The 20,484-nt window shown below is 61.6% G+C and carries 15 protein-coding genes; 12 read left to right on the top strand and 3 right to left on the bottom strand.

Annotated features, from left to right (window positions below; all coding sequences use genetic code 11):
• Together QN222_RS05070 and fabI are read left to right on the top strand one after the other, a co-directional pair.
• On the top strand, positions 1 to 1,185 hold the full coding sequence (locus QN222_RS05070; RefSeq protein ID WP_283964420.1) for an acetate/propionate family kinase: 1,185 nt from the start codon (positions 1 to 3) through the stop codon (positions 1,183 to 1,185).
• 16 nt (positions 1,186 to 1,201) lie between these two features.
• Positions 1,202 to 1,987, top strand: coding sequence for an enoyl-ACP reductase FabI (gene fabI, locus QN222_RS05065; RefSeq protein ID WP_283964421.1), 786 nt, complete (start codon positions 1,202 to 1,204; stop codon positions 1,985 to 1,987).
• Between the two features lie 194 nt (positions 1,988 to 2,181).
• On the opposite strand, the gene QN222_RS05060 is transcribed toward fabI, so the two are convergent.
• Positions 2,182 to 3,657 (bottom strand): NAD-dependent succinate-semialdehyde dehydrogenase, encoded by a 1,476-nt coding sequence (locus QN222_RS05060; RefSeq protein WP_284005282.1) that lies wholly within the window; start codon positions 3,655 to 3,657, stop codon positions 2,182 to 2,184.
• Between the two features lie 127 nt (positions 3,658 to 3,784).
• A complete protein-coding gene (locus tag QN222_RS05055; RefSeq protein WP_283965378.1) occupies positions 3,785 to 5,053 on the bottom strand; it encodes a 4-aminobutyrate--2-oxoglutarate transaminase in 1,269 nt (422 codons plus the stop codon).
• A 229-nt stretch (positions 5,054 to 5,282) separates the two neighbouring features.
• Between QN222_RS05055 and QN222_RS05050 the strand changes: the two genes are divergently transcribed.
• The 5 genes from QN222_RS05050 to QN222_RS05030 all read left to right on the top strand — a co-directional run bounded on the left by QN222_RS05050 (position 5,283) and on the right by QN222_RS05030 (position 11,648).
• Entirely contained in the window at positions 5,283 to 6,107 is an 825-nt protein-coding gene (locus QN222_RS05050) for a MerR family transcriptional regulator (protein WP_283965379.1), read from the top strand.
• A 392-nt stretch (positions 6,108 to 6,499) separates the two neighbouring features.
• Positions 6,500 to 7,687 carry an acyltransferase gene (locus QN222_RS05045; protein ID WP_283965380.1) on the top strand — a complete coding sequence of 396 codons (1,188 nt, stop codon included), beginning with the start codon at positions 6,500 to 6,502 and terminating at the stop codon, positions 7,685 to 7,687.
• Positions 7,688 to 7,703: 16 nt separating this feature from the next.
• Positions 7,704 to 8,807: a glycosyltransferase gene (locus tag QN222_RS05040; RefSeq protein WP_283965381.1), complete on the top strand. Its 1,104-nt coding sequence runs from the start codon at positions 7,704 to 7,706 to the stop codon at positions 8,805 to 8,807.
• Between the two features lies 1 nt (position 8,808).
• A complete protein-coding gene (locus QN222_RS05035) occupies positions 8,809 to 9,846 on the top strand; it encodes a glycosyltransferase (protein ID WP_283965382.1) in 1,038 nt (345 codons plus the stop codon).
• Between the two features lie 8 nt (positions 9,847 to 9,854).
• Positions 9,855 to 11,648 carry an ABC transporter ATP-binding protein gene (locus QN222_RS05030; RefSeq protein ID WP_283965383.1) on the top strand — a complete coding sequence of 598 codons (1,794 nt, stop codon included), beginning with the start codon at positions 9,855 to 9,857 and terminating at the stop codon, positions 11,646 to 11,648.
• A gap of 79 nt (positions 11,649 to 11,727) precedes the next feature.
• On the opposite strand, the gene fba is transcribed toward QN222_RS05030, so the two are convergent.
• Entirely contained in the window at positions 11,728 to 12,774 is a 1,047-nt protein-coding gene (gene fba / locus QN222_RS05025; protein WP_283965384.1) for a class II fructose-bisphosphate aldolase, read from the bottom strand.
• A 752-nt stretch (positions 12,775 to 13,526) separates the two neighbouring features.
• Between fba and QN222_RS05020 the strand changes: the two genes are divergently transcribed.
• From QN222_RS05020 to QN222_RS05000, 5 genes are all read left to right on the top strand, one after another.
• Positions 13,527 to 15,125 (top strand): peptide ABC transporter substrate-binding protein, encoded by a 1,599-nt coding sequence (locus tag QN222_RS05020; RefSeq protein ID WP_283965385.1) that lies wholly within the window; start codon positions 13,527 to 13,529, stop codon positions 15,123 to 15,125.
• Positions 15,126 to 15,179: 54 nt separating this feature from the next.
• Positions 15,180 to 16,103: an oligopeptide ABC transporter permease OppB gene (oppB, locus tag QN222_RS05015; RefSeq protein ID WP_283965386.1), complete on the top strand. Its 924-nt coding sequence runs from the start codon at positions 15,180 to 15,182 to the stop codon at positions 16,101 to 16,103.
• On the top strand, positions 16,096 to 17,226 hold the full coding sequence (locus QN222_RS05010; protein ID WP_284005281.1) for an ABC transporter permease subunit: 1,131 nt from the start codon (positions 16,096 to 16,098) through the stop codon (positions 17,224 to 17,226). The genes oppB and QN222_RS05010 overlap by 8 nt, the downstream gene beginning before the upstream one ends.
• Position 17,227: 1 nt before the next feature.
• The gene (locus tag QN222_RS05005) at positions 17,228 to 18,829 is read left to right on the top strand and encodes an ABC transporter ATP-binding protein (RefSeq protein WP_284005279.1); all 1,602 of its coding nucleotides are present in this window, start codon (positions 17,228 to 17,230) and stop codon (positions 18,827 to 18,829) included.
• Between the two features lie 304 nt (positions 18,830 to 19,133).
• Positions 19,134 to 20,480: a mechanosensitive ion channel family protein gene (locus tag QN222_RS05000; RefSeq protein WP_283965997.1), complete on the top strand. Its 1,347-nt coding sequence runs from the start codon at positions 19,134 to 19,136 to the stop codon at positions 20,478 to 20,480.
• Positions 20,481 to 20,484 lie beyond the last annotated feature (4 nt).

The following is a 20,484-nucleotide window of genomic DNA, read 5'->3' as shown; positions in this document are numbered from 1 at the left end:
ATGGACGCTCTCCTTGTCGTCAACGCCGGTTCTTCGAGCCTGAAATTCCAAGTCTTCGGCATCGCCGGCATGGACCTGACGCGCCAGGTTCGCGGGAAAATCGACGGCATCGGCACCCGGCCGCGTCTGCAGGCGACGGCGGCCGACGGCACCCGGCTCATCGACCAGACCTATGACGCGAAAGTTATTCGCGATCTTCCGACCGCCATTGCCGAGGCCAGACGTTGGCTTCTGACGCTCGAGGGCTTCAAGTTGCGGGCTGTCGGTCACCGGGTCGTGCACGGCGGTCCGGACTACGTGCGGCCGGCTCTGATCGATGCGGGGGTGCTCGACCGCCTTGCGAGCTACCAGGATCTCGCACCTTTGCATCAGCCGAACAACCTGGCGCCGATCCGCATGGCCATGGAGATCAATCCGGATGTGCCACAGGTCGCCTGCTTCGACACCGCCTTTCATCGCGGCCATGCCGAGCACACCGATTGCTATGCTTTGCCACGAGCCTTCTATGATGAGGGTGTCCGGCGCTACGGCTTTCATGGCCTTTCATACGAATATATCGCCGAGCGACTCCGGGAGGTGGCGCCGCAAGCGGCCCGAGGGCGCGTCATCGTCGCTCATCTCGGTAGCGGCGCTTCAATGTGCGCGTTGCGAGACGGTCGCAGCGTCGAGAGTACGATGGGCTTCACGGCGCTCGACGGCCTGCCGATGGGGACGCGGCCGGGTCAGCTCGATCCGGGTGTCGTCCTCTACCTGATCCTTCAGAAGGGCATGAAGGCACAAGCCGTCTCGGATCTCCTCTACCATGACGCCGGCCTCAAGGGGTTGTCCGGACTCTCAAACGACATGCGCGATCTTCTCGCGAGCGACGACCCCCATGCCGCGCTTGCCGTCGCACATTTCGTCTATCGGTGTGTGCTCAATGCGGGGATGCTCACGGCGGCATTGGGAGGGGTCGACGCCTTCGTCTTCACCGCGGGCGTCGGCGAAAACTCCGCACCGATCCGCGCACGCATCGTCGAAGGCCTCGCCTGGCTCGGGGCAGAGCTCGATCCGGCAGCGAACGAGGCCGGCGCAATGTTGATCTCTGCGGCCGCGAGCCAGGTCGCTGTTCATGTCCTCCCGACCGACGAAGAGCTGATGATCGCGCGCCATACCTTGGCCCTCATCAGCGCTCCCAACGCCTGACCCGGAGACCGCGCGCATGTCCATCCCCACTGTGAAGGCCAAGCTGCTCGAAGGTCGCAAAGGCCTGATCGTCGGCATTGCCAACGACCGCTCCATTGCCTGGGGTTGTGCCCGCGCGTTTCGTGCCTTGGGCGCGGAACTGGCGGTGACCTATCTCAACGACAAGGCAAAGCCACATGTCGAGCCGCTGGCGCGCGAGCTCGATGCGCCGATCTTCCTGCCGCTGGACATGGCGGTGCCCGGCCAGATCGAAACGGTCTTCGAGCGCATCGGTGAGACATGGGGAGAGCTCGACTTCCTCGTCCATTCGATCGCCTTCTCTCCGAAGGACACGCTCGGCGGGCGCGTGACCGACGCGCCGCGCGAGGGGTTCCTGACGACGATGGAGATATCCTGCTGGTCCTTCATCCGCATGGCCCAGCTCGCGGAGCCGCTGATGAAGAACGGCGGCACGCTCTTCACCATGACCTATTACGGCTCACAGGTGGTGGTGGAGAACTACAACATCATGGGCGTCGCCAAGGCGGCGCTTGAAAGCGCCGTGCGCTACATGGCTGCCGAGCTTGGCCCCAAGGGTATTCGCGTCCACGCCATTTCGCCCGGTGCCCTTGCGACCCGCGCCGCATCCGGCATTCCTGAATTTGACGCGCTGCTCGAAAAGACGAAGCTGAAGGCGCCGGCCCACGAGCTCGTCGACATCGATGACGTCGGCATGGCGACGGCGTTTCTCGCCCACGACGCAGCGCGGCTCATAACCGGCCAGGTGCTTTACGTCGACGGTGGCTACCACATCGTCGACTAGAGCAATTCCAGGAAAGTGTGTAACGGTTTTCCGTCCGGAATTGCGTAGTTTTCAGAGGATCCAGCGCGGGATGAGGAAAGTGTGTGCGTTTCCGCCCGCATCCCGCGTTAACTTCTTGGAATAGATCACGATGATTTTAGGTCGATCCGACCTAAAATCATCGTGATCTAGCGACGCGGGCTCGCTGTTGTCGCTCAGATGTTGCCCATGCAGAGATACTTCATCTCGAGGTAGTCCTCGAGCCCATGGCGGGAGCCTTCGCGGCCGATGCCCGATTGCTTGATGCCGCCGAAGGGAGCAGCCTCGGATGACATCCGCCCGGTATTGATGCCCACCATTCCGTATTCCAGCGCCTCCGCGACGTGCCAGACCCGCTTCAGGTTCTCGGCGTAGAAATAGGCGGCGAGGCCGTAGATCGTGTCGTTCGCCTCGGCCACCACCTGCTCGGCCGTTTCGAAACGGATGATCGGCGCGATCGGGCCGAACGTTTCTTCCTGGGCGACGCGCATCTGGTGCGAAATGCCGGTCAGAACCGTTGGCTCGAAGAAAGTGCCCCTGGTGCCGATGCGCCTGCCGCCGCATCGTACTTTTCCGCCCTTGGCCAAGGCATCGGCGACATGCGCCTCGATCTTCTCGATCGCATGGCTGTCGATCATCGGGCCGATCGCGGCACCGGCAGAGAACCCGTCGCCGACAGTGAGCTCGCGCACGCGGGCGACGAATTTCTCCGCAAAAGCGTCGTGCACGGCGGATTGCACATAGATGCGGTTGGCCGAAACGCAGGTCTGGCCCGCATTGCGGAACTTGGCCTGAACGGCGCCTTCCACTGCCTCGTCGATATCGGCGTCGTCGAAAACGATGAAGGGAGCATTGCCGCCCAGTTCCAGACTGACTTTCTTGATCTGGTCGGAACATTGCCGCATCAGGAGCCGCCCGACCTCGGTGGAGCCGGTGAAGCTGATCTTGCGAACTTTCGGATTGCTGCAGAGTTCGCGGCCGATCGGGGCGCCTTCCGAGGCGTAAAGCAGATTGACGACGCCTGTCGGAAACCCTGCCTTTTGCGCGAGCACGAACATCGCGCCGGCCACGAGCGGCGTCTGTTCCGCCGGTTTCAATACGACCGCGCATCCGGCGGCGAGCGCCGGCGAGATCTTGCGCGCCACCATGGAAGCCGGGAAATTCCAGGGCGTGATGGTGCCGACGACGCCGACGGGCTGCTTGATGACGAGCATGCGGCGGTCGTTGGCTGGCGCCGGGAAGGTCTCCCCATAGACGCGCTTGGCTTCCTCCGCATACCATTCGACATAGGATGCCGCGTGAAGAACTTCGCCCTTCGCTTCCACCAGCGGCTTGCCCATTTCGGCGGTGAGGATTGCGGCAAGATCGTCGGCATGCTCGACGATCAGGTCATGCCAGCGCCGCAGGATCGTGCTTCGGTCTTTCGCTGGCTTTGCGGCCCAGCGGCCCTGCGCCGCAGCGGCAGCCTCGATCGCAGCATGTGCCTCTTCGATTCCCATGTCGGGCAATGTCGCAAGCAATTCGCCGGTCGACGGATTGAAGACATCGAATGTCGCGCCGGTCCACTGGGCGGAGGGGCGGGTAACGCTTGCGAGCGCGGCAAACAGGTCGGCGGCGCGAAGGTGTTTGGTTAGTGCGGCTGTCAATCCCATGGCCCGTCCTCCGGCGAGGCCTGTTGTCGTAAGGCCAAGCCTGCTTCTTTTTCTGCGGAGCGGCGGTGCGCACCCCGAGCCGGCATCGTCGGCCGGACGCCCGCGATAGCGGGCACCCGAGTTGCCGTCAACCACGCGCCTCGAGGATCGATGCTTCGAGAATATCGAGTGCTTCCGCGAAGACTTCGTCCTGGATCGTGATTGGCGCCAGGAAGCGGATAACGTTGCCATGGACGCCGCAGGTCAGCAGGATCAAGCCCTTTTCCAACGCGATGAGGCGGATCTTGTTGGCGAATTCGGCGCTCGGCAGATTGGTTTTCACGTCGTTGAATTCAACCGCATTCATGAAGCCCGGGCCGCGGATATCGACAATCTCCGGTGCCTTTTCGCGGATTGCGGCGAGGCGTTGCTTCAGGCGATTGCCAAGCTGGTTCGCGCGCTCGCACAGCTTCTCCTCCTCGATGACATCGAGGACCGCATGGGCGGCGGCGATGCCAAGCGGATTGCCGCCATAGGTGCCGCCGAGGCCGCCCGGTCCGGGTGCATCCATGATCTCGGCGCGGCCGGTGACCGCGGCAAGCGGGAAGCCGCCGGCGAGGCTCTTCGCCATCGTCATCAGGTCGGGCGCCACGTCATGATGCTCCATCGCGAACAGCTTGCCGGTGCGGGCAAAGCCGGTCTGGACCTCATCCGCGATCAGCAGGATGCCGTGCTGGTCGCAGATTTCACGCAGCGCCTTCATGAACGCGGTCGGCGCGGGATAGAAGCCGCCTTCGCCCTGGACCGGCTCGAGGATGATCGCGGCAACGCGGGCCGGATCGACATCGGCTGCGAAGAGTTTCTTCAGAGCCGCGAGCGACTGTTCGACGCTTACGCCGTGAAGCTCGATCGGGAAGGGGGCGTGGAAGACGTCTCCTGGCATCGCGCCGAAGCCGACCTTGTAGGGCACGACCTTGCCGGTCAGCGCCATGCCCATGAAGGTGCGGCCGTGGAAACCGCCGCCAAAGGCGATGATCGCCTGGCGCCCCGTCGCGGCGCGGGCGATCTTGACCGCGTTTTCGACGGCTTCGGCGCCGGTGGTAACGAAGATCGTCTTCTTGGCGAAGTTGCCGGGGGTGAGCGCGTTCAGGCGCTCGGCGAGATGGACATAATTCTCGTAGGGCACGACCTGGTGGCAGGTGTGGGTGAAGCGGTCCAGCTGCGCCTTGACGGCGGCGATGACCTTCGGGTGGCGATGACCGGTATTGACGACGGCGATACCCGAGGCGAAGTCGATGTAGCGGTTGCCCTCCTTGTCCCAGATCTCGGCATTTTCGGCGCGGTCGGCGTAGACCTGCGTGGTCATTCCGACGCCGCGGGAAATGGCTGCGTTCTTGCGATCGGTGAGGCTGGTCATCGTCGTCGTCCTGTTTACGAGGAGAGGAATATATTGCATTTTTTCTGCAAGATCTCTCCGGAAGAGGTACATCTTTTCAGATGGATTGCAAATCAAATTTGGTGATCGAGACAACACCGCCACTGATGGGCGCTTCTTGTAATTGCATGAGCGCGGCGGCTAGATTGCCAGAAGTCCCGATAGGCTGGAATCGCCTGGAGCGCCGATGCCGGAAAGAGGAAGCGGATCGATGAGCGGAGCTGGCGATGTACGCTACAAGGTCGCCGAGGCGGCGAGGCTGGCCGGCGTGTCCGCGTCGACTCTCAGGCTGTGGGAAACGCAAGGCCTCGTGGTGCCGGAGCGTTCGCCGACTGGCCATCGGCAATATACCGAGGCGGATCTTGCGCGGCTAAAACGCATTTCCTGGTTTCGCGCCGAGCGCGGCCTGAACCCGGCCGCCATTCGCGAGGCCTTGGAGGCAGAGGGCGCGAACGACGAAAGCGGCCCGGCCATATTGCAGGAGAGCAACGCCGATCTCCAGGTCGGACGAAAGTTGCGGAGCCTGAGGCATGCGGCGGGCAAGACGCTCGAGCAGGTGGCCAGCGATATCGGCATTGCCGCATCGGTACTCTCGACCTTGGAACGTACGTCACAGGGCGTCTCGGTCGCTGTTCTCCATAACCTCGCGGAATATTTCGGCACGACGGTTTCCAGCCTCTCCGGCGAGGAGGAGCCTGAAGTACGGGCGCTCGTCAGGGCCGGCGAGTGGCGCAACTGGCCGCGCACGACACCGGGGGTGACAGTGCAATTGCTCGCCGAGGGCAGGAACCAGATGGACTGCCACCGTTTCGTGCTGGCGCCGGGCGCCTCGAGCGAGGGCGCATATCGGCACGACGGCGAGGAGTTCGTCTATGTCCTCGCCGGTCACGTCGAATTCATATTGGACTCCGATCAGTTCTACGACCTTCATCCGGGCGACTCGCTCTATTTCGAGAGCCGACGGCGACATGCCTGGTCCAATCGCCACGACGGCGAAACCGTTCTGCTGTGGATCAACACGCCGCCGACATTCTAGTCTACAGACGCTCACGCGGGATGGTTGAATTAGTATATTCTTATCGTTGTGCGGATTGTTGGATGTATTGTCAAGATTTATACAACTAACGTCGCCGCATCTGCGCTCTGACTGAGGTCTAATCAGACTTTGGTCCGATATTGCCGCAAAGACACACGGCAGATTTCTCGGCTGCGGCTGCGTTATCTTCGGTTCTCCCCCGCCAAAGTTTGGCCCTATTCGCTCTTACTGTCGCCCAGGCTGCCCCTTAACAATTCGTTTACCTGCATAAATTTGAAGCTCTCGCCAGAGTACTTTCATCGAAACCGGCGGCAAAAATCATGATTGCGTAGGGAGCTGGTGCCACCAGGAGAGTATCCCACAAAGATTTTGAACTCGGAGGGGGATGTTCGATGCGGATTGCGCGCGACCGGCAGTTGGATGGGCTCCGAGCCATCGCTGTCACGATGGTGCTCTATGGGCATTTTTACGCGGCCGACGGGTCCTATTGGGGCCATATGGGCGTGCGGCTGTTCTTCGTGCTGAGCGGGTTCCTGATAACCCGGCTGCTACTCGACGCACGCGAAGATGCCCGATTCGAGCCGGCGACGGCGCTGAAATCCTTTTATGCGCGCAGGGCGCTTCGCATCTTTCCGCCCTATTTCGCGGTCCTCGGCATCGTCTGGCTGATCGATCTGGAGAGTTCCAAGACGGTGCTGGCGTGGCACGCGCTTTACCTTTCGAATTTCTGGTATGCGCTCCAAGATGCGTGGACGCCGTGGGTCCTCTGTCATACTTGGAGCCTCAGCATTGAGGAGCAATTCTACGTCGTCTGGCCGCTGATCGTCCTCATCGCACCGAGACGCTCGATCGCAGCAATATGCGTCGGCGTCATCGTCTGCTCCGTCGCCTACCGCTTTTACTGGCCGTTCACGAGTGAGCCCTCGCTGGCTCGCGACCTGCTTCCCCCCGCCTCGATGGACGCACTCGCCTCCGGCGCTCTGCTCGCTGCCTACCGGTCGGAGAACGCGGCCTGGCCGCAATGGGCCAGATTGAGCTGGATGCCGCTCCTTGGCGCATCCGTCTTCCTGTTTTGGCTCAGGCCGGCAACGTTGACGCCGATGCTGGAATGGCTGGGCTGGATCGGGCTGGAGGTCTTTCCGCTTCTGCCCCTGACGATGCTGGTTGGCAATTGCTCAACGGGCATCTGCGGGCACCTCGGCCGGCTGACCGAATTTCCGCCCCTGACTGCGCTCGGGCGCATCAGTTATGGCGTCTATCTCTATCATGCGATCGTACTCGCGCTGGCCGTCAAGGCTCAGCCCTGGCTTCCCGTCAACGTCTCCGAGCAGGGAGTCGGGCGGTTCCTTGTCGCCGGTGCCGCCACGTTGCTGATTGCGTCGATCTCCTGGCTGGTCTTCGAGAAGCCGCTCAATGCACTGAAACGGCATTTTCCATATGTCCGGCCGAGGGCATCCGGAGCTGTGCCGGCTTTCACAAATGCAGGCGCTCGGGTTGGGGGCAGGGACGCCGAGTCCGCCGCCTATTTCCCCGAACCGATCAGCTCTCGCAAATCCCTTCAAACTTCCGATTTTCAATAACTACGCGAGCTGAACAATGCCCACGCCATTGGTCTCCGTCCTGCTGCCCGTCTACAACGCCGAACCCTATCTTCCCGCGGCGCTCGAAAGCATCCTGCGCCAGGACTACAGGCATGTCGAAATCATTGCCATCGACGACGGGTCGACGGATCGTTCGTTGGAGATCCTGGAGGGGTATCGGAAAAGTGACCGTCGTATCGTCATCGTCTCGCGCGAAAACCGCGGCCTTATCGCCACCTTGAACGAGGGCCTGGCGCTGGCGAGAGGCGATCTCGTCGCCAGAATGGACGCCGACGACATTTCCTATCCGTCCCGCTTTTCGCGTCAGGTCGCGGTGTTCAGCCAGCGGCCGGAGCTCGCGCTTTGTGGCACGGGTATCGATACGTTGATCGGCAATCGCATCATTCGCGGTACGCCCAACCCGATTTTTCGATCCGGAAGCCTGCGCACATTGTCGATGTTCTTCACGATCTTCATGCACTCGACCGTGGTCTACAATCGGAAAGTAATACCGGAGCCGATGCTCGTTTACGATCCAAGCTACGTGCATGCCGAGGATTTCGATCTGTTCAGGCGCATTGCCGATCGCTTGCCGGTAACGATTATCGATGAGGCCCTGGTCGCCTACCGGATCCATGGCGACAGCGTTACAAACAAGCACAAGCGCCGGATGCGCCAGACCCATCTGCAGATCGCGGCCGAAAACCTTGAGCGGGAATGTCTTGTCGACGACACGCGCGCGCTCGGCGAGATTGGTGTCGCGGTCACGATGGAGACGATCCGAAATCTCGCCGAATTCATCCTGACGCTCGAACGGAAAATTTCGTCTCTCCCGGTGGAGGTACGGCAGGCCCATGCGGATGGAGCCCTCTGTTTCTTCTATTTTCTCTATCAGCTCATAGCCGATGAAGAGCGACCGGAACTGACCCACGCTTTCCTGACCCGGACGGGAAAATGGGGCTTAATTCGGCGTCGCGAGCGATACGGTTTGCTCGCCGGTGCCCGTGCCCCGTGGTGTAGCCGCATTTCGCTTGCCGCCACGAGGCGGGTGGACGGGATTGCGCGGTACCTGCAATCGGTGCCCGCTGCGACGGTTCTTCCCCAGAATGGCATGGCCTAAGATGGCGTCCGAACGTTCTGCAACCGCACAAGAGCATCGAGACGCAGTGGTCGCACGGCCGATCTCCGCCACTTCGATTTCCGGCGGGTCGCGGCCATTCGCGAGCTTTATCGTCTGCACGCGAAATCGCGTTCAGGGAATTGCCGCCTGCATCCGTTCGATCGAGACCGCATGTCTTGCATATGCTGCCATCACCAGCGAGCTGGTGATCGTCGATAACGGCTCGACGGACGGGACGCCGGACGAGCTTATCCGGATAGCGGCGGCGTCGCCTGTCGCGATGGCGCTCGTCGCCGAGCCGCGCCCGGGCCTGGCGGCGGCGCGCAACGCAGGAATGGAGCGGGCCCGCGGCCGGATTCTCGTTTTCGTCGACGATGACTGCGAAGTGCACCGCCGCTATCTCGCCGATCTCGCGCGGCATTACGCCGATGGCGAACGGCGCATCATCCGCGGCGGTCGCGTCGAGCTTGGTGATCCGTCCGATCTGCCATTCACAATCAAACGATCGAGCGTTCCTGCGCGATTGACCCGCGACGTCCATCCGGGCGGCTTCGTGCTGGGGTGCAACATGACGATGCACCGGGATGTCGCGGCGCTCGTCGGCCCCTTCGACGAGCGCTTCGGGGCCGGCGCGCCGCTGCAATCGGCGGAGGATACCGACTATCTCGTACGCGCGTTTCAGCTTGATATCCCGGTCGAATACGTTCCCGACATGACCGTCTATCACCACCACGGCCGGAAGGCTCGCGAGGCGATCGAGAAGCTGCACCGCAACTACAGCCTCGGCAACGGCGCTCTTTGCCTGAAGCATTTCTTCAGGGCGCCATGGCTGCTCAAGCACTTCTGCTGGACCGTAAGGTCCGCCTGCGGCCAAGCCTTCGGCGGGGAGAGGTTCGATCCCGAACTCCAGCTATCCCACTGGCCGATCGTGTCGATGAACCTGCTTGGCGCCGCAAGGTTCGCGCGCCTCGCCGTGACCGGCCCCACGCCGCGGGCAGAGCTGCGTCAGATCGACCAGACCGCGGCAAAATTAAGGTGAGGGCCGTCATGTTGCGTTTCCTATTGCCGGGTTTTCACGTTCTGCACAACGCAATGGGGCGGCAGTTGCGTCTGCTGCCGATCGTCGTGGTTCTGGGCCTCGCCGGTACCGCGCTCGAAGGCGCCGGCATTGGCCTCATCATCCCAATGCTTGGCATCATTGCCGGAAATCAGGATGCCGGCGGACTACAGGGGATTTCTGCCTTCTTCCAGCAGGTGGGCGCGGGGCTCGATGACGGCCAAAGACTGCTGGTGATCGCAGCGGGCGTTCTTGCGCTGATCACGCTGAAGAATGTTCTCGCCTTTGCGAACACTCTGCTGACGACCTTTATCTATGGAAAGGCAAGTCACGCGATCCGAAGTGCGCTCTCGGACCAACTCTTGAGGATCGGCTATCCTTTCTTCCTGCAGCAAAATCCCGGTCGCCTGCTCAACATCATCTCCAACGAGTCATGGCGGGCCTCCGACGCAATACAGACCGTGCTCGCGGCCCTGGTGAACGGTTCCGCTGCCGTCATCCTGCTGGCGTTTCTGCTGCTGCTTTCCTGGCAGATGACGCTGTTCGTCGCGCTTGGCCTCGTCCTCGTCCAGCTCGCGCACGCCGTTTTGTCGGCCACTCTTAGAGGCCCGAGCCGGGACGTGACGTCCTTCAACAGCGAGCTTGCCGCGAGGATGCTTCATCTCGTCCATGCCGGCCGGCTGATCCGCGTGTTCGGCCAGGAGGAGCGCGAGAAGGCGGTATTCGACGCCGCTTCGGATGCCGTCCGCCGGGCCGGATTCGTCCTGCAGAGCCGCCAGGGCTCGTTGCCGCCGCTCACGGAAGTGCTGCATTCCGCCCTGTTCCTGGGGGCGGTCGTCAGTGCCTGGTCTGTCGGCGTCAGCTTTCCGGTCATCGTCGCCTTCGTCGTGCTGCTCTATCGCTTGCAGCCGCACGTGCGCGCCCTGCAAATGTCCTGGGGGCAGATTCAGGGCTGGAGCGGGTCGCTGGAAGAGGTGCGCTGGCTCCTCGATCCGTCGGACAAGCCGAAGCCTCCGGCCGGTCATGAACCGTTCGCCGGTTTGCGCGAGGGCATGAAATTCGATCACGTGACGTTCCGGTATCCGGGCTCCGAGGCGCGCCCCATCGTGCTCAGTTCGGCGACCTTCGCAATTCGCAGCGGCCGCTCGACGGCGATCATCGGACGGTCGGGTGCCGGCAAGACCACGATCGTCAATCTCCTGTGCCGCTTTGTGGAGCCTGACGAAGGACACATCCTCGTCGACGGCATGCCGCTCGATCAGATCGATCCCGCTCAGTGGCGGCGCCAGATTGCCGTCGCCAGCCAGGATCTCGAACTGGTGGACGGCAGCATCTTCGAAAACATTACCTACGGCCAGAACGCTACGATCGCCGAAGTGGAGCAGGCAGCCAAACTGGCCGAGGCGCACAGTTTCGTGGAAAAGCTGCCTCAAGGATACGCGACCATCGTCGGTTATCGCGGCGCGAGTCTCTCGGCGGGGCAGCGGCAGCGCATTGCGCTTGCCAGGGCGCTGGTGCGCGACCCCGAAATCCTGATCCTCGACGAAGCCACGAACGCCGTTGACGGCCTGTCGGAGGCCGCGATCGTCGAAACGCTGAGACTAAGGGCTGGCCGTCGCACGACCATCGTGATCAGCCACCACCGCAGCACGATTTCGTTCTGCGACGACGTGGTGGTTCTCGGCAGCGGCCGCGTGAAAAGCCAGATTCCGCTGGCTGAGGTGGCGTCGTTGAGCATGGACCAGCTCTACGAGCACGAGGCACGCGTGGAGCACCACGGCTGAGCAAAATGCAATGTGATGCGCGCCCTTCAGACGCGCCACATTGTGATTGTTGCGAGGAGGGGCCCCGGGCGCCTCCCGGTCAGGCCGCCTTGGCGTAATGCCTGGCCATTTCCGGCAGGCGCAGCACCCTGATCTTCGAGGCTTGGCCGGCGGCGCGGAAGGCCTCGAAGCGTTCCTTGCAGACCTCGGTCATACGCGCGATCGCTGGCTTCAGGTAGTTGCGCGGGTCGAAATTGTCCGGATGCTCGAGGTGGTGCTTGCGGATCTCGCCTGTGAAGGCGAGCCGGAGATCGGTGTCGATGTTGACCTTACGGACGCCGAGCGGGATTGCCTTCTGGATCTCGGCGACCGGCACGCCCCAAGTCTTCTTCATCTTGCCGCCGTAGGCATTGAAGAGTTCCTGGAGATTGGCCGGCACGGACGACGAGCCATGCATGACAAGGTGGGTGTTCGGCAGCCGCCGGTTGATCTTGGCGATCGTGTCGATCGAAAGGATCTCGCCGTCCGGCTCTCGCGTGAACTTGTAGGCGCCGTGGCTGGTGCCGATCGCGACGGCAAGTGCATCGACGCCGGTCTTGGAAACGAAATCGAACGCCTGCTCCGGATCCGTCAGCAACTCCTCCCGCGACAGCTTACCCTCGAAGCCGTGGCCGTCCTCCTTGTCGCCAGCGCCTGTTTCAAGGTTGCCGAGGCAACCGAGTTCGCCTTCGACGGAAACGCCGGCCGCATGGGCGATCTTCACGACTTCCGCGGTCACCGCGACATTGTATTCATAGCTAGCAACGGTCCTGCCGTCCTTTTCGAGCGAGCCGTCCATCATCACCGAGGTGAAGCCGTTGGTGATGGCGGAAATGCAGGTCGACGGCTGGTCGCCGTGGTCGAGATGCAGACAGACGGGGATATGCGGGTATTCCTCGGCTGCGCCGAGGATCAGGTGACGGAGGAAGGCGTCCCCGGCATAGGCGCGCGCGCCGCGGCTCGCCTGCAGGATCACCGGAGAATCCGTCGCATCGGCGGCTCGCATGACTGCCTGAATATATTCGAGATTGTTCACATTGAAGGCTGGCAGCGCGTAATTGTTCTGCGCCGCGTGGTCGAGCAGTTGCCGCAATGTGATCAATGCCATTCGAAATCTCCCTGATACTGGACGCCCTACTCCAGGCGCCGTGGATAGGCGGACACGGGTTCAGTACCCGATGAGTCTTGTTCGCGAGGGCGCTGAAGATGGATCGACCGCGCTTCGGCGGACCTGGAGCCGACGCGGCCGAACCAAGTCAAAGGCACAATAATTCATGCGGGTCTTTTGGCAACGGGGACGGCGGGACGGTCGAACACTTGATTGACGTGCGTCAGCGGATTTTGCTGTGGATGAGAAATCGCACGGTCAAAATTAGCGGCTTTCGCTTTCTGGTGGTGCTGGCAGGCTGGTGCGGAGAGGAGGGTAAAGGCGCATATGCCGGTAGGCTACGAGGGACGAAATCGCTCCTTAACGACGCGGTGGCTCAGTCGATGCATACCTGCGAATTGCAAAAAAATTGCGACAGGAGCCGCATATTTTTTTGCATATTACGTAAAGTGCCACTTCAATTCACAAACTTTGCATATCGGCCTTTCCGGGTCGGTTTTTGGGACCGAACGGGCGATCCCTGAATTCGATCTAAAACGTTACAGTTTGCCGTTCGGCCTGTTGCTGTCCAGCCTGACCAAAGTCGCAAAGGAGACGAAATCCACCGCAAACGAAATACAACCTATGCGGATATGAAAATCATGGCCTATAGAGGAGGATGCAATTTTCCGCACAAAGCGCCTTGCCTTTGTTGAGAATTTGCCCTTCTCTCCTGCGATCACAACCCAAAAAGAGGGGAAGGAGAAAAAACAATGACCTCACTGAAGCTTAAACTCAGCGCCGCAGCGTTGCTTGGCTCGCTGCTGATCGGCGCAAGCCCGGCGCTTGCGGAAGCGGTCCTTCACCGCGGCAACGCCGGCGAGCCGCAGACGCTCGACCAAGCACACACGTCGATCAACATCGAAGAGTTCATCCTGAAGGATCTCTATGAAGGCCTGACGATTTACGATGCCGCGGGCAAGATCATCCCCGGTGCAGCCGAAACCTGGGAGCTTTCGGACGACGGAACCGTCTATACCTTCAAGCTGCGCGCCGATGCCAAGTGGTCGGACGGCTCGCCGGTAACCGCCGAAGATTTCGCCTTCTCGTTCCGTCGTGTGGAAGACCCGAAGACGGCGGCCGAATACGCCAACATTCTCTTCCCGATCAAGAATGCCGAGAAGGTCAACAAGGGTGAAGCGCCGGTCGACCAGCTCGGTGTGAAGGCTGTCGACGAAAAGACGCTGGAAATCACGCTTGAACGCCCGACGCCGTTCTTCCTGGAACTGCTCGCGCACCAGACCGCACTTCCGGTCAGCAAGGCAAGCGTCGAGAAGAACGCTGCCGATTTCGTCAAGCCGGGCGTAATGGTCTCGAACGGCGCGTTCAAGCTGACCGCCCATGTGCCGAACGACAGCCTGACGGTCGAGAAAAACGCGAATTACTGGGACGCAGCCAACGTCAAGCTCGACAAGGTGATCTTCTATCCGATCGACGACCAGGCGGCCTCGGTCCGCCGCTTCGAAGCAAAGGAAATGGACCTCGCCTACAACTTCTCGGCCGACCAGATCGAGCGCCTGCGCAAGTCCTATGGTGACCAGGTCCACGTCTCGCCGACGCTTGCGACCTACTATTACGCCTTCGACACGCGGCAGGAGCCCTACAGCGACGTCCGCGTTCGCCGCGCGCTGTCGATGGCGGTCGATCGCGACTTCCTCGCCAAGGAGATCTACAGCGGCTCGCAGCTGCCGTCCTATTCGATGGTGCCGCCGGGCCTCGAGAGCTATGGCGAACCGGCGAAGGCCGACTTTGCAAACCTGTCGCAGCTCGACCGCGAAGATCAGGCGATCGCGCTGATGAAGGAAGCCGGCTACGGTGAGGGCGGCAAGCCGCTCAACATCGAAATCCGCTACAACACCAACCCGAACCACGAGCGTGTTGCAACGGCTGTCGCCGACATGTGGAAGAACACCTTCGGCGCAAAGGTTTCGCTGGTGAACCTCGACGTTTCGTCGCACTACGCCTACCTGCAGGAAGGCGGCAAGTTCAACGTCGCGCGCGCCGGCTGGGTTGCCGACTATGCCGACGCCGAAAACTTCCTGGCGCTGAGCCTCAGCAGCAACAAGACCTTCAACTATGGCCACTTCGAAAACGCCGAATACGACGCGTTGATGAAGAAGTCCTATGAAGAACAGGATCCGGCAGCACGCGCGAAGCTTCTCCACGAAGCCGAGGCCCTGCTGATGAAGGAACAGCCGATCGCGCCGTTCCTCACCCAAGCGGACCTGTGGCTCGTCTCGAGCCGCGTCAAGGGCTGGCAGGACAACGGACCGAACGCGCACCTGAGCAAGTTCCTGAGCGTCGCCGAATAACGAACTGAGGCGACGCGCGGCTGGTCTGCCGCGCGTCGCCTCCGGAGCACATCCATGATCCCCTTCATCCTTCGCCGACTGGCGAGTGCGGTGCCGACCCTCTTCATCGTCGTCACCATATCCTTCTTTCTGATGCGGTTTGCCCCCGGCGGCCCCTTCAATCTCGAGCGTCCTCTCCCTCCCTCCACGATGGAGAACCTGATGAGGACCTATCACCTCGATCAGCCGCTCTGGCGCCAATACGTTCACTATCTCAGCAATGCGGTGACGGGCGACTTCGGTCCGAGCTACATCTACAAGGATAACAACGTCGCGCAGCTGATCGGCAAGGGCTTGCCCTATTCGATGGAGCTGGGTTTCTATGCACTGCTTCTGGCTGTGATCGGCGGCGTGATCGCCGGCACGATCGCGGCCCTCAGGCAGAACAGCGTCCTCGACTTCGGGATCATGGCAGTCTCGACGATCGGCGTCACCGTTCCGAACTTCGTCGTCGGCCCGGTGCTGACGCTCGTTTTCGCAATCGTTCTGTCATGGCTGCCGGCCGGCGGCTGGGGCGACGGATCGTTCCGTTTCCTGATCCTGCCGATGATCGCTCTCGCATTGCCGCAGCTCGCCGTCTTCGCCCGGCTTACCCGCGGCTCGATGATCGAAGCGCTCCACACCGACCACATCCGTACCGCCAAGGCCTATGGCCTGCCGTCCCGCGCGGTCGTCGTCACGCACGCGATGCGCGGCGCGATGCTTCCGGTCGTTTCCTATCTCGCACCCTGTGCGGCTGCACTTCTTACCGGCTCGGCGGTCGTCGAAACGATCTTCACCATTCCCGGCGTCGGTCGCTACTTCGTTCTCGGCGCGATCAACCGCGACTACACGCTGGTCATGGGCACCGTCATCCTGGTCGCCATTTTCGTCATCGTCTTCAATTTATTGGTCGATATTCTCTACGGCCTGCTCGATCCGAGGGTCCGCCATGACTGATATCGTCCAAGCACCGGCGTCCACGCCGGAGACCAAGGGACGCAGCCTCTTTCAGCTTGCTGCGCTCCGCTTCCGCCGCAACCGCGCCGCCATGGCCGGCTGCATCATGCTCGTGCTCATCGCGCTGTTTTCGTTCCTTGGACCGCTGTTTTCGCCGCACACCTACGATCAGGTCTTCCCGTCCTACGTCTCGATCGGTCCGAGCCTGGAGCCAAGGCCGGATGCGTCGACGCTGCAGGACGTGATGGAAGGCGTTGCCACACGCGCCCGCGTAACGCTCAAGGAATTCGCCGTTGAGGGCCAGCGGTTCACCGCCACCATTACGTCGGATCAGCCTATCGACCCCCGCGCGACGCGCTACTTCGACAGGGCCAACGAGTTCGAGGGCACGAAGGTGGTCGCGACCGAAGACGATGGCCGTACCCTGAAGGTCGAGGGCCAGGTGGACCGCGAATATTTCCCGTTCGGCACTGACTCGAACGGTCGCGACCTGCTCGTTCGCGTTATGCTTGGCGGACAGATTTCGATCGCCGTCGGGCTGCTCGCGAGCCTCGTCTCGCTCGGCATCGGCGTCGTCTACGGGGCGACCTCGGGCTATATCGGCGGGCGCGTCGACAACGTCATGATGCGTCTGGTCGAGATCCTCTATTCGCTGCCCTTCGTCTTTCTCGTCGTCGTGCTCGTCGTTTTCTTCGGCCGCAGCTTCATCCTTATCTTCCTGGTGATCGGCGCAGTCGAATGGCTGGACATGGCGCGTATCGTGCGGGGGCAGACGCTTGCACTCAAACGGCGCGAGTTCGTCGGCGCGGCACAGGCGCTTGGCCTTACCGATTGGCAGATCATCCGTCGTCACATCATTCCGAACACGATCGGGCCGGTCATCGTCTTCGTCACCGTGGTCGTGCCGAAGGTCATCCTGCTGGAGAGCTTTCTTTCCTTCCTCGGCCTCGGCGTGCAGGCGCCGCTGACAAGCTGGGGCGCGCTGATCTCCGAAGGAGCAAACAATATCCAGTCGGCGCCGTGGCTGCTCATCTTCCCGGCCATCTTCTTCGTCGTCACGCTGTTTTCGCTGAATTTCGTCGGCGACGGCCTGCGCGATGCGCTCGACCCGAAGGATCGCTGACATGGCAGATATGAAGGAATCCATTCTTGCCGTCCGCGGCCTCAAAGTGGACTTTTCGACCCCGGACGGTACCGTCGAGGCCGTCAAAGGCATCGATCTCGACGTCCGTGCCGGCGAAACGCTGGCCGTCGTCGGCGAGTCCGGGTCTGGCAAGAGCCAGACCATGATGGGCATCATGGGACTGTTGGCGAAGAACGGCACCGTGACCGGCTCGGCCCGTTATCGCGGCCGGGACCTTATCGGACTTGCACCCAAGGCATTGAACGACGTCAGGGGCTCGAAGATCACGATGATCTTCCAGGAGCCGATGACGTCGCTCGACCCGCTCTACACGATCGGTCGACAGATCGCCGAGCCGATCGTCCACCACCGCGGCGGAACGTTCAAGCAGGCGCGCAAGCGGGTGCTCGAACTGTTGGAGCTCGTGGGCATCCCCGAGCCGGCGCGTCGCGTCGACAGCTATCCGCATGAACTGTCCGGCGGCCAGCGGCAACGCGTGATGATCGCCATGGCGCTTGCCAACGAGCCGGACATCCTGATCGCGGACGAACCGACGACCGCGCTGGATGTGACCATCCAGGCGCAGATTCTCGATCTCCTAAAGTCGCTGCAGAAGCGTTTCGGCATGGCAATCGTGCTGATTACGCACGACCTCGGCATCGTGAAGCATTTCGCCGAGCGGGTCGCGGTGATGCGCCGGGGCGAGGTGGTCGAGCATGGCAGGACGGCCGAGATCTTCGAGCGGCCGAAGGCCGACTATACGAAGATGCTGCTTGCAGCCGAGCCGAGCGGACGCAAGGCATCGCCGCCGGAAAACGCGCCGATCATTCTGGAAGGCCGTGACGTTTCGGTCGATTATTCGATCGGCGGCGGGCTGTTCCGTGGTGGTTCTTCGGTGTTCCGGGCTGTCGACGGTGTCAATCTGCGCCTGAGGCAAGGCCAGACGATCGGCATCGTCGGTGAGTCCGGGTCGGGAAAATCGACATTAGGCCGTGCGCTGCTGAGACTGCTGCCGAGCAAGGGGCACTATCGCTTCGGCGCAACCGATATATCAGGTTTCGACCGGGGCGCGATGCGGCCCCTGCGTCGCCAACTCCAGCTCGTTTTCCAGGATCCCTACGGTTCGCTGTCGCCGCGCCGGACGGTCGGCGAGATCATCACCGAAGGCCTTTACGTGCACGAGCCCGAGCTCAACCGGGCAGAGCGGGACCGCCGCGCAATCGCCGCACTGAAGGAAGTCGGCCTCGATCCAGCATCGCGCAACCGCTACCCGCACGAGTTCTCTGGCGGCCAGCGCCAGCGCATCGCGATCGCCCGCGCCATGATCCTGAAGCCGAAAGTCGTGATCCTCGACGAACCGACCTCGGCGCTCGACCGTTCGGTGCAGGGGCAGGTCATCGAGCTTCTGCGCGACCTGCAGCGTTCGTACGGGCTCTCCTACATCTTCATCAGCCACGATCTTTCCGTCGTGAAGGCGATGTCGGACTACGTGATCGTGATGAAGAACGGCCGCATCGTCGAGGAGGGCGAAACGGACGCGATCTTCGAGGCGCCGAAGGAGCCCTATACCAAGACGCTGATCGGCGCTGCCTTCAACGTCTGATATCCGCAGCTTGAATGGCAGGGGCGCGACATCCGCGTCCCTGCCTTTTTCGTGTTGTCTACCCCCTTCGGCCGGGTAGTCGGGAAGCCATTGACCACAGCGCGAGGGCCAAAACCAGCCCGGTGAAAGCGGCCCGGAGCCGATCCGGTATTTCCGCCGGAAGCCCGATCTTCCCGAATTTCCCACGGCTCGCCCACGGCAGGAACCATCCTTGCCTGATTCGAGTTTTCAATAATGTCCGAGCATTCGGTATTGAGAACACTCGAATCTGCTGGCTCCCCCAGCGGATTCGACGAGAAAGGCGATGGATTTCGTAGAAGCGGTCAACGCTGCCGGATCTTGGCTGCAGACTGCCCTTCTGAACGAATGGACGGTCTATCAGTCTGTCGTGATTGCGACCGGTTACCTGTTTTGCGGTTTCCTGGCAAAACGGATAGAGCCGGCACTGGAGACCCGCGCGCGCACCATCAAGGGAAATCCCGATCTGCTCCGCGTCATCATCGCCTTCATGCGGCGGCTGCGATGGCTTTTCTTGATCGTGTGGCTCTGGATCGCGGATGTGGTGCTGTCGCGATTCGGATGGCCGTCGTATCGGTGGCTGGTGGCCACAGCCCTTACGCTCGTGGCGGCGTGGTTTGTGATCGCGGTGCTCACGCGCATAATCAGAAACCAAATGCTCGCGCGGGTCGTTGCGGTCGCCGGTTGGCTCTATTTTGCACTTTACGCACTTGGACTGGATGGCACGATCCTGACGGCCCTCGATAACATTGCCGTCAACCTCGGTGCTGCCCGTCTTTCGATGTTGCTGGTCTTGAAGGCCATCGTTCTTTCTGCGGCGTTGATCTGGCTGGCCGTCCTGATGGGCAACATGTCGTCCCATTGGATACAGAAGTCAGCGGATCTTACGCCATCGCTTAAGGTCCTCATCAGCAAGCTCATCAAGATCACCTTGATCGGATTGGCGGGCGCCGTCGCGCTATCTGCAACAGGCATCGACCTGACGGCCCTCACGGTCTTCTCGGGTGCTGTCGGCGTCGGTATCGGTTTCGGCCTGCAGAAAGTGGTCTCCAATTTCATATCCGGAATCATCATCCTTCTCGACAAGTCGATCAAACCGGGCGACACGATTACGCTTGGAGAAACCTTCGGCGCGATCCGCGACCTGCGCTCCCGCTTCGTCTCCGTCATCACGAGAGATGGAAAGGAATATCTCATCCCAAACGAGGATTTTATTTCCCAGCAGGTCGTGAACTGGTCCTTTTCCAGTGAATATGTCCGCATCGAGGTTAGCTTCGGAACCTCATATGACAGTGATCCGCACGAGGTTGTTCGGATAGCGATCGAGGCCGCGAAAAGCATTCCGCGGGTTTCCAGTGTCTATGCCCAACCGGTCTGCTGGATGACAGCCTTCGGGTCATCGTCGCTCGATTTCAAACTGAGGTTCTGGATTTCCGATCCGAGCAACGGGCTGACCAACGTCCGTGGCGAGGTCCTCATGGCATTGTGGGATGCGTTCAAGGCGGCCGGTATTTCAATCCCGTTCCCGCATCGCGAAATCATCATGAAGACACCTGTCGAAGTCGTGGATTCACTTGAACGCGGCGACGAAATGCGAACCGGTCCAGCACCCGCATCCCGTTCCAACTTGTGAGGCC

The organism is Sinorhizobium sp. 6-70 (assembly GCF_030124375.1).
Lineage (GTDB): Bacteria > Pseudomonadota > Alphaproteobacteria > Rhizobiales > Rhizobiaceae > Sinorhizobium.
Note: the sequence above shows the minus strand (reverse complement) of the source record. Positions and strands in the feature narration are given on the sequence as shown.

Bases quoted from the DNA above. Each gene is read 5' to 3' on its own strand.
- fabI (WP_283964421.1), top strand. From the start codon at position 1,202: ATGTCCATCCCCACTGTGAAGGCCAAGCTGCTCGAAGGTCGCAAAGGC.
- QN222_RS05000 (WP_283965997.1), top strand. From the start codon at position 19,134: ATGGATTTCGTAGAAGCGGTCAACGCTGCCGGATCTTGGCTGCAGACT.
- QN222_RS05045 (WP_283965380.1), top strand. From the start codon at position 6,500: ATGCGGATTGCGCGCGACCGGCAGTTGGATGGGCTCCGAGCCATCGCT.
- QN222_RS05050 (WP_283965379.1), top strand. From the start codon at position 5,283: ATGAGCGGAGCTGGCGATGTACGCTACAAGGTCGCCGAGGCGGCGAGG.
- fba (WP_283965384.1), bottom strand. From the start codon at position 12,774: ATGGCATTGATCACATTGCGGCAACTGCTCGACCACGCGGCGCAGAAC.
- QN222_RS05040 (WP_283965381.1), top strand. From the start codon at position 7,704: ATGCCCACGCCATTGGTCTCCGTCCTGCTGCCCGTCTACAACGCCGAA.
- QN222_RS05020 (WP_283965385.1), top strand. From the start codon at position 13,527: ATGACCTCACTGAAGCTTAAACTCAGCGCCGCAGCGTTGCTTGGCTCG.
- QN222_RS05035 (WP_283965382.1), top strand. From the start codon at position 8,809: ATGGCGTCCGAACGTTCTGCAACCGCACAAGAGCATCGAGACGCAGTG.
- QN222_RS05010 (WP_284005281.1), top strand. From the start codon at position 16,096: ATGACTGATATCGTCCAAGCACCGGCGTCCACGCCGGAGACCAAGGGA.
- QN222_RS05005 (WP_284005279.1), top strand. From the start codon at position 17,228: ATGGCAGATATGAAGGAATCCATTCTTGCCGTCCGCGGCCTCAAAGTG.
- QN222_RS05030 (WP_283965383.1), top strand. From the start codon at position 9,855: ATGTTGCGTTTCCTATTGCCGGGTTTTCACGTTCTGCACAACGCAATG.
- QN222_RS05055 (WP_283965378.1), bottom strand. From the start codon at position 5,053: ATGACCAGCCTCACCGATCGCAAGAACGCAGCCATTTCCCGCGGCGTC.
- oppB (WP_283965386.1), top strand. From the start codon at position 15,180: ATGATCCCCTTCATCCTTCGCCGACTGGCGAGTGCGGTGCCGACCCTC.
- QN222_RS05070 (WP_283964420.1), top strand. From the start codon at position 1: ATGGACGCTCTCCTTGTCGTCAACGCCGGTTCTTCGAGCCTGAAATTC.
- QN222_RS05060 (WP_284005282.1), bottom strand. From the start codon at position 3,657: ATGGGATTGACAGCCGCACTAACCAAACACCTTCGCGCCGCCGACCTG.